Source organism: Pelomonas sp. Root405 (assembly GCF_001425165.1).
Lineage (GTDB): Bacteria > Pseudomonadota > Gammaproteobacteria > Burkholderiales > Burkholderiaceae_C > Pelomonas.
The window spans coordinates 154,581-167,162 of record NZ_LMDU01000015.1 but is presented as its reverse complement, the minus strand read 5'-3'; the positions used below and the strand labels follow the sequence as shown (position 1 = coordinate 167,162).

Here is a 12,582-nt window from a genome sequence, read left to right as displayed (position 1 = left end):
GCGCGCGGCCAGCGGGAATTACTTCTTCTTCTTCTTCTTGCCGTCGTCGGCGGCCGGGGCGGCGGCGACGATGACTTCTTCGGCCACGGGCTCAACCGGCGTCGCGATGACGGGGTTGGGCTTGCCGTGCGTGACGACCTTGACGCCCGCAGGCAGCTTGACGTCGTTGACGTGCAGCGAGTGGCCCTTGGTCATGCCGGACAGATCCACCTCGATGAACTCGGGCAGTTGCTGGGCCAGGCAGCTGATCAGCAGCTCGGTCACGACGTGGTTGACCGTGCAGTGGTCGAGCTTGACGGCCGGCGACGTTTCTTCACCGATGAAGTGCAGGGGCACCTTCTTCGTGATCTTGGTCGTGGCGTCGACGCGCTGGAAGTCGCAGTGCAGAACTTGCGGCTTGTAGGGGTGCATCTGGAAATCGCGCAGCAGCACTTGCGTGGTGGCGCCAGCCAGTTCCATCTCCAGCAGCGTGCTGTGGAAGGCTTCCTTCTTGAGGGCGTGGAACAGCGCGTTGTGATCGAGTTCGATCATGACGGGCTCACCGGCGCCAAAAACAATGCCCGGCACCTTGCCGGCCACTCGCAGGCGGCGGCTCGCTCCGGTCCCCTGCAACTTGCGCTCAAAAGCGACAAACTTCATGGTTTTCTCCAAAAGAGAACGGCACCCGCGACCAGGCGCCGTTTGAAAAAGCCGTCTTGCGACGGCATGGTTTCCGCTCAGAAGTTGTTGTTCTGTTCGGAGGAAAGGGAGGGCCCCGCTTGCGGGAGGGACCCTACTCGGACTGGCTAGAAATTGTTGTTTTGTTCCGAGAAGAGGGAAGTGACCGACTCACCGTCGGAAATACGGCGGATGGTTTCGGCAAACAGGAAGGCCACCGACAGCTGGCGGATCTTCTTGCAGGCCTTGGCCGCGTCGGTCAGCGGAATGGTGTTGGTGATGACGACCTCATCCAGCTGCGAACCGGCAATGCGCTCGATGGCCGGGCCGGACAGGATGGGGTGGGTGCAATAGGCGAAGACGCTCTTGGCGCCGCGTGCCTTCAGCACCTCGGCCGCCTTCACGAGCGTGCCGGCGGTGTCGATCATGTCGTCCATGATCACGCAGTTGCGGCCATCGATCTCGCCGATGACGTGCATCACTTCGGACACGTTGGCGGCGGGGCGGCGCTTGTCGATGATGGCCAGGTCGCAGCCGAGCTGCTTGGCCAGCGCGCGGGCGCGCACGACGCCGCCGACGTCGGGCGAAACGACCACCAGGTCTTGATAGTTACGGCTCTTCAGGTCCGACAGCAGCACCGGCGACGCGTAGATGTTGTCGACCGGGATGTCGAAGAAGCCCTGGATCTGGTCGGCGTGCAGGTCCATCGTCAGCACGCGCTCGACACCGACGGTTTCCAGCAGGTTGGCGACGACCTTGGCCGAGATGGGCACGCGGGTGGAGCGCGGGCGGCGGTCCTGGCGGGCGTAGCCGTAGTAGGGGATGACGGCCGTGATGCGACGGGCGCTGGAGCGCTTGAGCGCGTCCGCCATGATCAGCAGCTCCATCAGGTTCTCGTTGGTCGGCGCGCAGGTCGGCTGGATGACGAAGACGTCACGCGCACGCACGTTCTGCTGGATCTCGACGGCCACTTCGCCGTCCGAGAAACGGCCGACCACTGCCTTGCCCAGCTCGAGGCCGAGATGGGTCGCCATTTCCTGGGAGAGGACCGGGTTCGCGTTGCCGGTGAAGAGAACCGTGTTGAGCAGCACTGGGAGCCTCTGGTGTCAGTGGCTCGCTGAAGCGCAAGCCGGTTCAGCGAATTACAGAAAACATTTGGCAGGGGAGGAAGGACTCGAACCCTCGCATGTCGGAATCAAAATCCGATGCCTTGACCAACTTGGCGACTCCCCTACACAGGACCCGGCCGAGCGGCCGAACCCTATAAACCTGATCAGCCAGCCCAGCCCGCGAGCGGGTGTTGGGCCATGCTGCGGCAAATTCGACCGGTCCACCCTTCAGCCCCATCCTTAGCTTGGGCCTGAAGCAATGTCGCCAGGGACTGGTCGTCCTTGCCATCTTCTCCGTTCCCGGCGAGCACTGAAAACACGGCGGCTCCCGAGCCCGTCATCCGGGCGTTGCCGAATTGCTTCGACATCAGGGCCAACGCGTCTCGCACTTCACTGCTGATCGACTCGGCTGCTGGTTGTAGGTCATTCCGACCGAAGTCAGGACCGAAACCGGTGACAAGCTTTTCTGCAGTTCCAGCCAGGGCGGGAAAGCCCGCGACTATAGCCAGGTTTTCGCTCCGTGCCAAGAGCGGGCTTGAAAAGATGTCCTTGGTCGCCAGCCCCGTCGGGCCTTTGATGACGGCGAAGCGCTGGTCGGGCAGGGTCAGCGGATGCAGGACTTCGCCGATGCCCTCGACGAAGGCCGGCCCGCCGCCGAGGAAGAAAGGCACGTCGGCGCCGAGCTTGAGGCCCAGCGCCATCAGCCGGTCCAGCGGCAGGCGCAGGTCCCACAGCCGGTTCAGCGCCAACAGCGTGGTCGCTGCATCCGACGAGCCGCCGCCCATGCCGGCGCCAGCGGGCAGGCGCTTTTCCAGATGGATGTCAGCGCCGAGTGCGCAGCCGGTCTCGGTTTGCAGCAGCCTGGCCGCGCGCAGGCAGAGGTCGTCCGCCGGCAGGTCGCCGCCCAGCACGTCATGGCGCGCGAGCCGGCCGTCGTCGCGGCGCTCCACGTGCAGCGTGTCGGCCCAGTCGATCAGCACGAAGAGGGATTGCAGCAGGTGATAACCGTCGGGCCGCTTGCCGACGACGTGCAGGAAGAGGTTGAGCTTGGCCGGCGCGGCGAGGTCGTGCAGGGCCTTCATTCGCCCGTATCCAGCTTCGCGCGCAGCGTCACCGTGGGTTCGGCGAGGCGCGTCGCGACGAGGACCGGCAGCTTGGGCTCGATGCGCCAGCCCAGTTGCTCGAAGCCACCCGGCGCCGCCTGATGGGGCGCGGCCGGCCAGGGGCGGGCCTTCAACCAGTCGAACAGCGCGGCCACCGGCACGGGCTCGCCGAGCAGCTCACGTGTCAGCGCGTCGAGGTCGTCGAAGCGGCGCTCTTCGTCTGGCGTCTGCAGCGTGACGCGGCCGGGTTGCCAGCTGGCGCGCGCCACCAGTGAGCCCAGCGGCGATGTCAGCTCCAGCCGCCCGGCCTGCGGACCGCCGAACAGCTCGAAGCTGGCCGCGCCGCCGGTACCGCGGTTGTGCACGTTGCCGGCCACCGTCACGCTGATGCGCCCGCTCAGGCGGGTCTCGTTGCCGGGTGGCGGTGTTTGTGGAAGCTGGGCGCAGCCGGTCAGTACCAGCGCGAGGAAGGCGGCGGCGAACCTCACGGCTTGACCTTCAGCCGGTCCAGGGTCTCGCGCAGCGCCTCGTTGGCGGGGTCGCGCTGGGCGGCCTCGGCGAAGACGCGACGGGCTTCGTCCTGGGCGCCGCTGGCCCACAGCACCTCGCCGAGATGGGCAGCGATCTCGGTGTCGGGCCGGCCCGCGTGGGCCTGCTTCAGCAGCTTGGTGGCTTCGGCCAGGTTGCCCAGGCGGAACTCGACCCAGCCGAGGCTGTCGACGATGAAGGGCTCGTTCGGCGCGAGCTTGAGCGCCTGTTCGATGAGCTGCTTGGCCTCCGGCAGGCGCAGATTGCGCTCGGCCAGCGAATAGCCCAGCGCGTTGTAGGCATGGTGGTAGTCGGGCTTGATCTCGATGACCTTGCGGAGCAGCGCCTCCATCTCGTCGAAGCTGCCGATCTTCTCGGTCATCATGGCCTGCTCGTAGATCAGGTCGGGATCGGTCGGGAAGCGCGCCGTGGCGGTCTTCAGCACGGCCAGCGAGGCCGCGTAGTCCCGCTGTTCCCGCATCAATTGGGCCTCGGCCAGCAGCGTGGCACGTGCGTCTGTTTCGCTCGCGTCCGGGCCGGGCTGCAGCAGCTTGCGCGCCTCGGGCAGCTTGCCTTGGCGGGCCAGCAGGCTGGCGCGGCGGAAGCGCACGTCCAGACCGCGGCCATCGACCTTCTGCAGCGCTGCCTCGGCCGCCTTGAGGTCGCCGCGTTGCTCGGCGGCCTGCGACAGCATCAGCCAGGCCTGCTGGCGGCCATCGATGCGCGCCTTGATCTCGGCATCGGTGCCCGAGGCCGGCGTGTCCAGGCGCTTGAGGCCCTCACGAAGCGCCGTTTCGGCGGCAGCGGGCTGCTTGAGTTCCAGCTCGATGGCGCCCAGGGCCAGCCAGGGCGCGGGGTTGTCGGGCGTCGTCTCGGTCAGCAGGCGGAACTCGCGCGCGGCGTCGGCCGGCCGCTGCGCCTGGATCAACGCGCGGGCATAGGCCTGGCGAACCGCATGCTGGTCGGGCTTTTTCTCAAGACGGGCGGTGATCAGGCTCTCTGCCTGCGGTGCGCTGGGCAGCAGGTCGACGGCGAGCTGCATCGTGTCGTCACTGTCGGGCAGCGCCTTGTCCAGCTCGCGGGTGAGTGCCAGCGCCCTGCCGTTCTCGCCAGCGTTGATGGACAGGCGGGCCTCGGTGTACAGAGCGGGGGGCTTGAGCGGGCCGGTCTGGACCTGCAGCACCGGCCTCAGCGCGGCGAGCACAGATTTGGGATCGGGCGAGCGCTGGAACAGGCGCGGCAGCGCCAGGATGAAGCCCGGTCGCTGCGGCACCGGCGCAATGCGCAGCAGCGTGGCCAGCGGTTGCGCCACCTCGGCGGGCTTGTTCATCAGCGCCAGCAGCTGCACGGTGCTTTGCAGGGCGTCTACCGACGTGGGTATGGTTTCTGACCAGGCGCGTGAGGCCTGCAGGGCCTGGTCTCCAGCGCGAGCCTGGATGGCGATGTTGACGACGCGCTTGAACAGCTCTTCGTCGGCCGTGCGGCGCGCCGCGTCCAGCAGCACCTGGAAGGCGACGCCCGCCTGGCCGTTCTGCAACTCGATCTCGCCGATCAGCAGCTGATAGAAGAGGGGCGCGTCCATGGCCGAGCGGGTCGGCGGCTCGGCAGGCGTGGCCGGAGTGGCGTCTTGAGCGTGGGCTTGCAGCGCCAACAGCAGGGCGGCGGCGATCACGCGACGTTTAGGCAAGGGCATTCGGGCTCCGGTTAGGAAATGCTGAGCAGGCCCCTTACGGCACGCGCATCCCGGCTGTGGGCGCATCGCGGCGTTGCAAATGCTCGCCATAGCACGCTATGTCTGCGCTTTGCGCCTTGCGCTGCATCCCACACCCGGGCGCGCGTACTCGCTCGGAACCTGCTCAGCATTTCCGCTGATTATGATTTCCGTCCAATGCCCGAGTTACCTGAAGTCGAAGTCACGCGCCGCAGCTTTGCTGGTGCCATCCAGGGGGCCCGGGTGACCGGTCTGCGCCTGGGAAAACCCCTGCGCTGGCCCCTCGGCATCGACCCGGAAACGCTGCTCGGCAGCCGAGTCGGCAGCACGCAAAGACGCGGTAAATATTTGTGGCTGCCGCTGGAGGAGCGAGGCGGCTTGCTGATGCATCTGGGCATGTCGGGGTCGCTGGCCTTTCTCGACACCACGCCAGCCGCGGGCGTGCACGACCATTTCGACCTGCACACCGACCGCGGCCTGCTGCGGCTGACCGACCCGCGCCGCTTCGGCGCCGTTGTCTGGGGTGCTGCGCTGGACGCCGAACCGGTGGCCAGCCTGCTTGGCGGCCTGGGCCTGGAGCCGTTCGATGATCGATTCGACGGGCTGCACCTGCATGCGGCGCTCAGCGGCCGACGGGTGGCCATCAAGCAGGCGCTGCTGGCAGGCGACATCGTCGTCGGCGCCGGCAACATCTACGCCTGCGAGGCGCTCTTCATGGCCGGCATCGACCCGCGCCTGCCCGCTGGCAAGCTCAGCCGCCCGCGCGCCGAAAAATTGGCCATCGCGGTGCGGACGGTGCTCGGCCAGGCGCTGGAGGCCGGTGGCACGACGCTGCGCGACTTCCGCGACGCGCACGGCGTGGCAGGCAGCTTCCAGATGCAGGCCCAGGTCTATGGCCGCGAAGGTCAGCCCTGCCGGCGCTGCGGCACGGGAATCAAGCGCATCGTGCAGGGCCAGCGCTCCACCTTCTTCTGCCCGCAATGTCAGAAGCGCTGATCGACGACTTCGGCAAGACTGTCGTCGCTTGGCAGCGCCGCCATGGCCGCAACACGCTGCCCTGGCAGAACACGCGCGACCCCTACCGCGTCTGGCTGTCCGAAATCATGTTGCAGCAGACCCAGGTCGTCACGGTGCTGGGCTACTACGAGCGCTTCCTGGCGCGCTGGCCCAAGGTCACCGACCTGGCCGCGGCGTCGCTTGACGAAGTGTTGGCGCAATGGGCGGGGCTGGGCTACTACAGCCGCGCGCGAAATCTCCATGCCTGCGCGCGGGCTGTGGCTGAACTTCATGGCGGCGAATTCCCGTCCACGGCTGTCGGGCTGCAGACGCTGCCGGGCATCGGCCGCTCGACTGCCGCAGCCATCGCGGCCTTCTGCTTCGGCGAGCGCGTGGCCATCCTGGACGGCAACGTCAAGCGCGTGCTGTCGCGCGTGCTTGCCTTCGACGGCGACCTGGCCAGCAGCGCGTCCGAGAAAAAGCTGTGGAACCACGCGACCGCCCTGCTGCCCGAGCGCGACGTGGGCCGCTACACCCAGGGCCTGATGGACCTGGGCGCCACGGTGTGCGGCACACGCTCGCCGAACTGCCTGCTGTGCCCTGTGCAGCCGCTGTGCCGCGGCCAGCAGGAGGGTGACCCGACGCGCTACCCGGTCAAGACGCGCAAGCTCAAGCGCGGCCGGCGCGAGAACTGGTGGCTGTGGCTGGAGAAGTCCGGGGGCCAGGTGTTGCTGCAGCAGCGGCCCTCGACGGGCGTCTGGGCGGGGCTTTGGACGCTGCCCATGTTCGACGACGAAGCCAGCGCCCGCGCGGCGCTGCCCGATGCCAGCCTGGAGACGCTGCCGCGCATACAGCATGCCCTGACCCATTTCGACTGGGTGCTGCACACCATGCGCGCCACTGGTCCTGAGGGAAACCTACCTGCGGGCACCTGGGTCACGCGAGAGAAACTTGCCGACTACGCGCTGCCCGCGCCGCTGAAGAAGTTGATCGAGGAAAGTTGAATGAAGACCGAAGTCAAGAGCGGTGTCGAGTACGCGCTGATCAGCCTGCTGGCGGTGGGCCTGTGTCTTTGGCAACTGATCAGCGGCGCCAACGAGCCGGACCCTTCCCCGGCGCGCATGACGTTGATGGCCCTGGGACTGGTGGTCAGCGGCGCGATGCACGTCGTCTTCATGATGCAGTTGGTGCGGCGCACCGGCCGCTCGTTCTGGCCATGGCTGGTGGCCGTACTGCTGTTTTTCCCGCTCGGAACGGCCGTACTTCTCGCCATGCTGCTGGGTGAGTCCGAGATGTCGGAAAGTTGACAAAACGGGTGTCTGCCCCGCATTGCCTGTGTGGGGTGAAAGGGGCAAAGTTGTCCGCATAACGATGGGGACTGCCATGGATGCTCTGAAGAATCTGCGCGTTGGATCGCGCCTCGGCCTTGCATTCGCTGTCCTGCTGGCACTGTTGCTTGCGATGGCGGGCGTCGGGGCGCTGTTGACGAAGTCGCTCAACCACTACGTCGAGTACTACCCCGAGAACATCCTGCCGTCGCTGCGCATCATTCATCAGATCGACGGCGGCATAGCGGACGCACGGCGGCTGGAGCAGCAGCACATCCTGACCGACGACGACAAGGACAAGAAGGCGATCGGTAGCCAGCTCGCCAAGATCCGTGAGGACGTCCGCCAGCGCCTGAAGGACTATGCGCTGCACGTGGCCGACGACGAAGACGGCGCGTGGCTGAAGACGGTCAGCCAGGGTGTCGAGGCGTATCTGGCGGGGCAGGAGAAATTGCTCAAGGCGTCCGACGACAGCGCGTCGGACCCAACCCAGGGCACAGCCGCCCGCGAGATGAGCGCCGGCGCCGCGCGCAGCACCTTCCTGCCGCTGCGTGAGAACGTCAGCAAATGGTGGGACTACAACGAGAGGCTGGCCGCCGCGACGGCCGCCGCCGCCGAGAGCGCCTATCGCCGCGTGCTGTTGATCTTCGGCGTCGCTTCGGCGGTGGGCCTGGTCATCGGTGTGTTGGCGGCGCTGGCCATCACGCGCTCGATCACCGGCCCCGTCAAGCGGGCCTCCGACGCCGTCAAGGCGGTGGCGGGCGGCGACCTGACCCAGCGTCTTCACAGCAGCTCGCGCGACGAGCTTGGCCAGCTGCTGACCATGCTGGACGAGATGACGCAGAACCTGGCGCGCATGGTGTCGGGCGTGCGCCAGGGCTGCGACCAGCTCAGCGTGGCCGCCGCCGAGATCGCCCAGGGCAATGCCGACCTGTCGGCGCGCACCGAGAGCCAGGCCTCCAGCCTGGAGCAGACGGCCGCCTCGGTCGAGCAGATGGCGGCGCAGATCAGGGCCAACGCCGACAACGCGCGCCAGGCCGATCAACTCGCCAACCATGCCTCCGAAGTCGCCGGCGCGGGCGGTGTCGCCGTGGGCGAGGTCGTCACGACGATGGACGGCATCTCCACGTCCAGCCGCAAGATCGCCGACATCATCGGCACCATCGACGGCATCGCCTTCCAGACCAACATCCTGGCGCTGAACGCCGCGGTGGAGGCAGCTCGCGCGGGGGAGCAAGGCCGCGGTTTCGCGGTCGTGGCCGGCGAGGTGCGCCTGCTGGCCCAGCGCAGCGCCGAAGCGGCCAAGGAAATCAAGAGCCTCATCGGCGACAGCGTCTCCAAGGTGGAGAGCGGCAGCGCCCAGGTCCTGGCCGCCCGCGAGACCATCGGCCAGATGGTCAACGAGGTGCGCAAGGTGACCGACCTGGTCGGCGAGATCACGGTGTCCAGCCGCGAGCAGAGCGAGGGCGTCGGCCAGATCAATGCCGCCGTCAACCAGCTCGATCAGGCCACACAGCAGAACGCCGCGCTCGTCGAGCAGACAGCAGCGGCGGCGGAAAGCATGCGGATGCAGACGGCCAAGCTCAACGAGGCGGTGTCGGCGTTCCGCGTTGATGCGGGCGCGGCGACGGGCCGTAGCGCACACAAGGCGGCACTTCGTCCCGTGGCAGCAACCAGGCCGCCCGTGCACAAGCCGGTTGCAAGAGCGACGGCGCCCAAACCTGCCGCGCAGCCCCGGCCGGCGCCGGCGGTGGCTGCGCCGGCCCCCAGGGCCGCGGCTGCTGCCCCCGGCGGCGGCGAGGGCGACTGGGAGACCTTTTAGGGCCTGTTAGCGCTACGGCAACGCGACCCGTTGCCGTAGTGTTGACAGGGCCCTAGAACAGCGCCGCGAGGCGCCGCACGGCGTCCTCTGAATGCGCCCGGTCGGGCCGCAGGTCGTCGCTGCCGAAGTCGTGCTCGCCCATGGCAGCAATGAGCAGACCGTCGCGGCGCGGCAGGGCGACGACGTTGCGGCCGCGGTAGATCAGTGCGTAGTCCACCTCCGGCTGCGGAATGAGCCGTGCCGTCTGGCCGCGCACCGGCGTCAGGCTGGTATCGCCCAGCAGCATGCGCGCGCCGTCGCCCGTGCAATTGACGACGAGGCGCTCGGGCAGGGTGCCCAGGTCGCGCAGCTGGCGGAATTCGCGCTGAACCAACTCGCCGCCGTCGCGGGCAAAGTCGTCCAGCAGCAGGCGCTGATAGGCCGGGATGTTGAAGACGAGCTGCGTGAAGCGGCGCACATGGGCCAGGCGGAAGGGATGCTCGCCCGCCGCCAGCGCCTTGCCGCGCGGGCGCAGGTCGGCAACGCGAGGGTGCAGGTCCGGGTAGTCGGGCTCGCCGACGTGACCTGCGATCGGCTGGTCGAAATCCTCATCGGCGACGACGAAGCCGTCGTGCCATTCCACCGGACCCGAGGGCAGGCCAAGATAGCTTTGATGCACTTTGAACGATGCGCGCGCCATCGCCTCCCAGCCGGCGGTCCAGGCCTCGCTGGCATGCTCGCTCGTGACGATGCGCGAGTCCGGTGTCCACAGCCCTGTCGCCGCCGACGAGTGCACGCGCGGTGGCCTGTCCTTGGCGTAGAGGCGCACCTTGTAGCCCGCCTGCTGGGCCGTGCGCGCCGTCGTCAGCCCGATGGCGCCGCAGCCAACGACGGCGATGCGCGCGCCCGGGCGCAGGCCGGCGACCTGGACCAGCGCCAGTGCCCGCTGCGCAGAACCCCAGCACAGCGACCAGCCGCTGCCGCCATGGCCGTAATGGTGGACGAGGGTCTTGCCGAAGCGCCGCTCGGCCTCGATGCGCGGGCCTTGGGCGCGGAAGGGGCGGATGCCGACTGTGATGTCGACGATGCGGTCAATGCTGGCGCGCATCGCCGCCGGCGCGCGCGGCGCGGCGAAATCCAGCGCCTGGGCGGGCAGGGCGAGCGTGGCGCTGCCCGCCGCGAGCAGATGGCGTCGCTGCAATCCGGCGGGCTTCATGGCTGTCGCGCGAGGGATTTGCGGATGAGTGCGGCGTCGCGCAGCCGGTTCGCCGAGCCGTCGGCGTCCAGCAGCACGACGGTGATCGGGCGCTTGCCGTTCATCATGCGCATCGCCAGGCAGCGGCCGGCTTCCTCGGTGTAGCCGGTCTTGGAGACGCGGATGTTCCAGCCCTTGGCGCCGACCAGCCGGTTGGTGTTGCGGATCTCGCGCGGCCGGCCGTTCACCGGCACGCTGGCCTTCTTGACGCTGGTGATGCGCACGATCTCGCGGTAGCGCGCTGCCGCGGCGGTGATGGCGGCCATCTCGCTGGCGGTGGAGGTGTTGTCGGGCGACAAGCCGGTCGCCTCGGCGATAGAGGTGCGGCTCAGGCCTAGCTGGCGTACCTTGGCATTGACTGCCTTCACGAAGCCGGCCTCGCCGCCCGGGAAGGTGCGCGCCAGCGCCGCAGCGGCGCGGTTCTCCGACTCCATCAGCGTCATCTCCAGCGCCGCCTGGCGCGACATCTGCGTACCCACCCGCACCTTGGAGCGGCTGTGCTTGAGCGTGTCGACGTCGTCGCTGGTGATGCGCAGCTTCTCGTTGGGGTCCAGCTTGGCGTCGATGACGACCATGGCCGTGAGCAGTTTGGTCAGCGAGGCGATGGGCACGATGACATCGGCGTCGCGCGACATCAGCACCTTGCCGGTCGCATCGTCCACGACGACGACATGCTTGGCGTTGACGGGCAGGCGCAGTTGCTGGACGGGTGGCGCTGCCTTGGCCGCCGCGGCGGGCACGGCGCGGGCCGGCGGCTCGGGTTCGTCCTTGCCTTTGGCCTGCACGACAAAGCTGGTGGCTGCGATCAGCAATGCCGGCAGCGCCAGCTTCCAGCCGGTGGCCTGCGGGCGCGGTGCAAGCAGCCGCTCGATGCGCGCCAGCAGGTCGCCACCGCGGGCTGCCAGTGCGACCGCGGGCGGCGGGCTGGATTCCTGCAGTTCGGACAGCGCATGCAACGCCCGTGCGAGCCGGCGCCCGCCATCGCGCTGGCCCAGCAGCTGGGCCGAGATCTCGTCGGCCACCAGCTCGCGCTCGGCGCGCATGCGCGCCGACAACCACCACACGACGGGGTGGAAGAAGAGCAGGGCCTCGACCGCGCTCTGCAGCAAGTTGGCCAGGTAGTCCCAGCGGCGCACATGGGCCAGCTCGTGGGCCAGCAGCGCTTCAAGCAGGTCGACCGGCAGGCGGCTGAGCAACGCGGCCGGCAGCAGCACGCAGGGTTTGAGCATGCCTAGCGCAACTGGCCCGGCCAGCTCGGGCAACAGGCGCAGGCTGACGGCGCGGCGCATGCCCAGCCGGCGCGCGAGGTTGTCGAGCCTGGCCTGCCATTCGGCCGGCGCCGGCATGCTGCGCCGCCGCGCGCGTCCCACCCAGGCCAGTCCCAGCGCCAGGCGCCCGAACATCAGTGCGACGCCGAGCGCCCATGCCGTCACCAGGGCCGGCATCTGCTCGGCCAGCTCGGGCAACTGCCCGATGAACTCGGCATCGGCCGGCGCGAGGTCCAGGCACTCGGCCAGCGGCAGGCCCAGGCAAAGCCCAAGGCTGGCGGCGCAGACGGCATAGCGCCAGCGCGCCGATGCGCCGCGCATCAAGCCCATCATCAGCGCGGCGACGCCGCCGACCACGGCGCCTTGCCAGATGAAGTTCAACAGCGCCGAGCCCCAGGCGTTCATCGCGATATCGAGGCTCATTCGCCGTCTCCGTTCTTGGTAAGCAGCTGGCGAATCTCAGCGCGCTCCTTGGCGCTGACATGGCTCTTCAACGCCGCCAGCACGAGCGCCTTGCCCGAACCGGCAAAGGCCTTGGCGATGAAGTCCTTGACGAGTGACTGCTGCAGCTTGTCCTGGGCATGCAAGGCGGCATAGCGCTGCGGGCGCTGGCTCTCGTCGCGATTCAGCAGGCCCTTGCCGTGCATGACCTGCAGCTGGCGCAGCACGGTGGCGTAGGTGGCGTCCGGGCGGTCCGGCAGCAGGGCTTCATGAACTGTCTTGGCATCAGCGGGGCCGAGGCGCCACAGCACCTGCAGGAGGTCCAGTTCGGCCGTCGTGGGCCGCACGGGTGGGGAAGACTTTGAAGGCATGAAGCCAGAATAAT

Annotated in this window: 12 protein-coding genes and 1 tRNA gene; 4 read left to right on the top strand and 9 right to left on the bottom strand. The window is 68.3% G+C overall.

Annotated features, from left to right (window positions below; translation table 11 throughout):
* Positions 1 to 18: 18 nt before the first annotated feature.
* The 6 genes from ASC81_RS22360 to ASC81_RS22335 all read right to left on the bottom strand — a co-directional run bounded on the left by ASC81_RS22360 (position 19) and on the right by ASC81_RS22335 (position 5,090).
* Positions 19 to 639 (bottom strand): 50S ribosomal protein L25/general stress protein Ctc, encoded by a 621-nt coding sequence (locus ASC81_RS22360; protein ID WP_056272539.1) that lies wholly within the window; start codon positions 637 to 639, stop codon positions 19 to 21.
* A 146-nt stretch (positions 640 to 785) separates the two neighbouring features.
* Positions 786 to 1,748, bottom strand: a complete 963-nt coding sequence (locus ASC81_RS22355) for a ribose-phosphate pyrophosphokinase (protein ID WP_056272308.1) — start codon at positions 1,746 to 1,748, stop codon at positions 786 to 788.
* Positions 1,749 to 1,813: 65 nt separating this feature from the next.
* A tRNA-Gln gene (locus ASC81_RS22350) sits at positions 1,814 to 1,890 on the bottom strand.
* A 40-nt stretch (positions 1,891 to 1,930) separates the two neighbouring features.
* A complete protein-coding gene (gene ispE, locus ASC81_RS22345) occupies positions 1,931 to 2,848 on the bottom strand; it encodes a 4-(cytidine 5'-diphospho)-2-C-methyl-D-erythritol kinase (RefSeq protein ID WP_056272306.1) in 918 nt (305 codons plus the stop codon).
* The gene (locus ASC81_RS22340) at positions 2,845 to 3,357 is read right to left on the bottom strand and encodes an outer membrane lipoprotein LolB (protein WP_056272304.1); all 513 of its coding nucleotides are present in this window, start codon (positions 3,355 to 3,357) and stop codon (positions 2,845 to 2,847) included. Before ASC81_RS22340 ends, ispE begins: the two co-directional genes overlap by 4 nt.
* On the bottom strand, positions 3,354 to 5,090 hold the full coding sequence (locus ASC81_RS22335) for a tetratricopeptide repeat protein (protein WP_056272300.1): 1,737 nt from the start codon (positions 5,088 to 5,090) through the stop codon (positions 3,354 to 3,356). The genes ASC81_RS22340 and ASC81_RS22335 overlap by 4 nt, the downstream gene beginning before the upstream one ends.
* A 195-nt stretch (positions 5,091 to 5,285) precedes the next feature.
* Here ASC81_RS22335 and mutM point away from each other — a divergent pair, with 195 nt between their 5' ends.
* From mutM to ASC81_RS22315, 4 genes are all read left to right on the top strand, one after another.
* Entirely contained in the window at positions 5,286 to 6,104 is an 819-nt protein-coding gene (mutM, locus tag ASC81_RS22330; protein ID WP_056272297.1) for a bifunctional DNA-formamidopyrimidine glycosylase/DNA-(apurinic or apyrimidinic site) lyase, read from the top strand.
* Positions 6,089 to 7,108 carry an A/G-specific adenine glycosylase gene (gene mutY / locus ASC81_RS22325; RefSeq protein ID WP_056272294.1) on the top strand — a complete coding sequence of 340 codons (1,020 nt, stop codon included), beginning with the start codon at positions 6,089 to 6,091 and terminating at the stop codon, positions 7,106 to 7,108. The genes mutM and mutY overlap by 16 nt, the downstream gene beginning before the upstream one ends.
* Positions 7,109 to 7,411 (top strand): hypothetical protein, encoded by a 303-nt coding sequence (locus ASC81_RS22320; RefSeq protein WP_056272291.1) that lies wholly within the window; start codon positions 7,109 to 7,111, stop codon positions 7,409 to 7,411. It begins immediately after the preceding gene.
* 76 nt (positions 7,412 to 7,487) lie between these two features.
* Complete coding sequence (locus tag ASC81_RS22315; RefSeq protein ID WP_056272288.1) at positions 7,488 to 9,254, top strand: methyl-accepting chemotaxis protein; 1,767 nt, start codon at positions 7,488 to 7,490, stop codon at positions 9,252 to 9,254.
* Between the two features lie 52 nt (positions 9,255 to 9,306).
* On the opposite strand, the gene ASC81_RS22310 is transcribed toward ASC81_RS22315, so the two are convergent.
* From ASC81_RS22310 to ASC81_RS22300, 3 genes are read right to left on the bottom strand one after another with little or no spacing between them, the layout of a single operon-like run.
* A complete protein-coding gene (locus tag ASC81_RS22310; protein WP_056272284.1) occupies positions 9,307 to 10,449 on the bottom strand; it encodes an FAD-dependent oxidoreductase in 1,143 nt (380 codons plus the stop codon).
* Positions 10,446 to 12,179 carry a M56 family metallopeptidase gene (locus ASC81_RS27980; RefSeq protein WP_082536731.1) on the bottom strand — a complete coding sequence of 578 codons (1,734 nt, stop codon included), beginning with the start codon at positions 12,177 to 12,179 and terminating at the stop codon, positions 10,446 to 10,448. Before ASC81_RS27980 ends, ASC81_RS22310 begins: the two co-directional genes overlap by 4 nt.
* Complete coding sequence (locus ASC81_RS22300) at positions 12,176 to 12,568, bottom strand: BlaI/MecI/CopY family transcriptional regulator (protein WP_056272281.1); 393 nt, start codon at positions 12,566 to 12,568, stop codon at positions 12,176 to 12,178. Before ASC81_RS22300 ends, ASC81_RS27980 begins: the two co-directional genes overlap by 4 nt.
* Positions 12,569 to 12,582: the final 14 nt, after the last annotated feature.

What these genes read in the sequence shown, in the direction of transcription:
- ASC81_RS22310 (WP_056272284.1), bottom strand. Translation starts at nt 10,449, where the DNA reads ATGAAGCCCGCCGGATTGCAGCGACGCCATCTGCTCGCGGCGGGCAGC.
- ASC81_RS22335 (WP_056272300.1), bottom strand. Translation starts at nt 5,090, where the DNA reads ATGCCCTTGCCTAAACGTCGCGTGATCGCCGCCGCCCTGCTGTTGGCG.
- ASC81_RS22300 (WP_056272281.1), bottom strand. Translation starts at nt 12,568, where the DNA reads ATGCCTTCAAAGTCTTCCCCACCCGTGCGGCCCACGACGGCCGAACTG.
- ASC81_RS27980 (WP_082536731.1), bottom strand. Translation starts at nt 12,179, where the DNA reads ATGAGCCTCGATATCGCGATGAACGCCTGGGGCTCGGCGCTGTTGAAC.
- ASC81_RS22360 (WP_056272539.1), bottom strand. Translation starts at nt 639, where the DNA reads ATGAAGTTTGTCGCTTTTGAGCGCAAGTTGCAGGGGACCGGAGCGAGC.
- ispE (WP_056272306.1), bottom strand. Translation starts at nt 2,848, where the DNA reads ATGAAGGCCCTGCACGACCTCGCCGCGCCGGCCAAGCTCAACCTCTTC.
- ASC81_RS22320 (WP_056272291.1), top strand. Translation starts at nt 7,109, where the DNA reads ATGAAGACCGAAGTCAAGAGCGGTGTCGAGTACGCGCTGATCAGCCTG.
- mutY (WP_056272294.1), top strand. Translation starts at nt 6,089, where the DNA reads ATGTCAGAAGCGCTGATCGACGACTTCGGCAAGACTGTCGTCGCTTGG.
- mutM (WP_056272297.1), top strand. Translation starts at nt 5,286, where the DNA reads ATGCCCGAGTTACCTGAAGTCGAAGTCACGCGCCGCAGCTTTGCTGGT.
- ASC81_RS22315 (WP_056272288.1), top strand. Translation starts at nt 7,488, where the DNA reads ATGGATGCTCTGAAGAATCTGCGCGTTGGATCGCGCCTCGGCCTTGCA.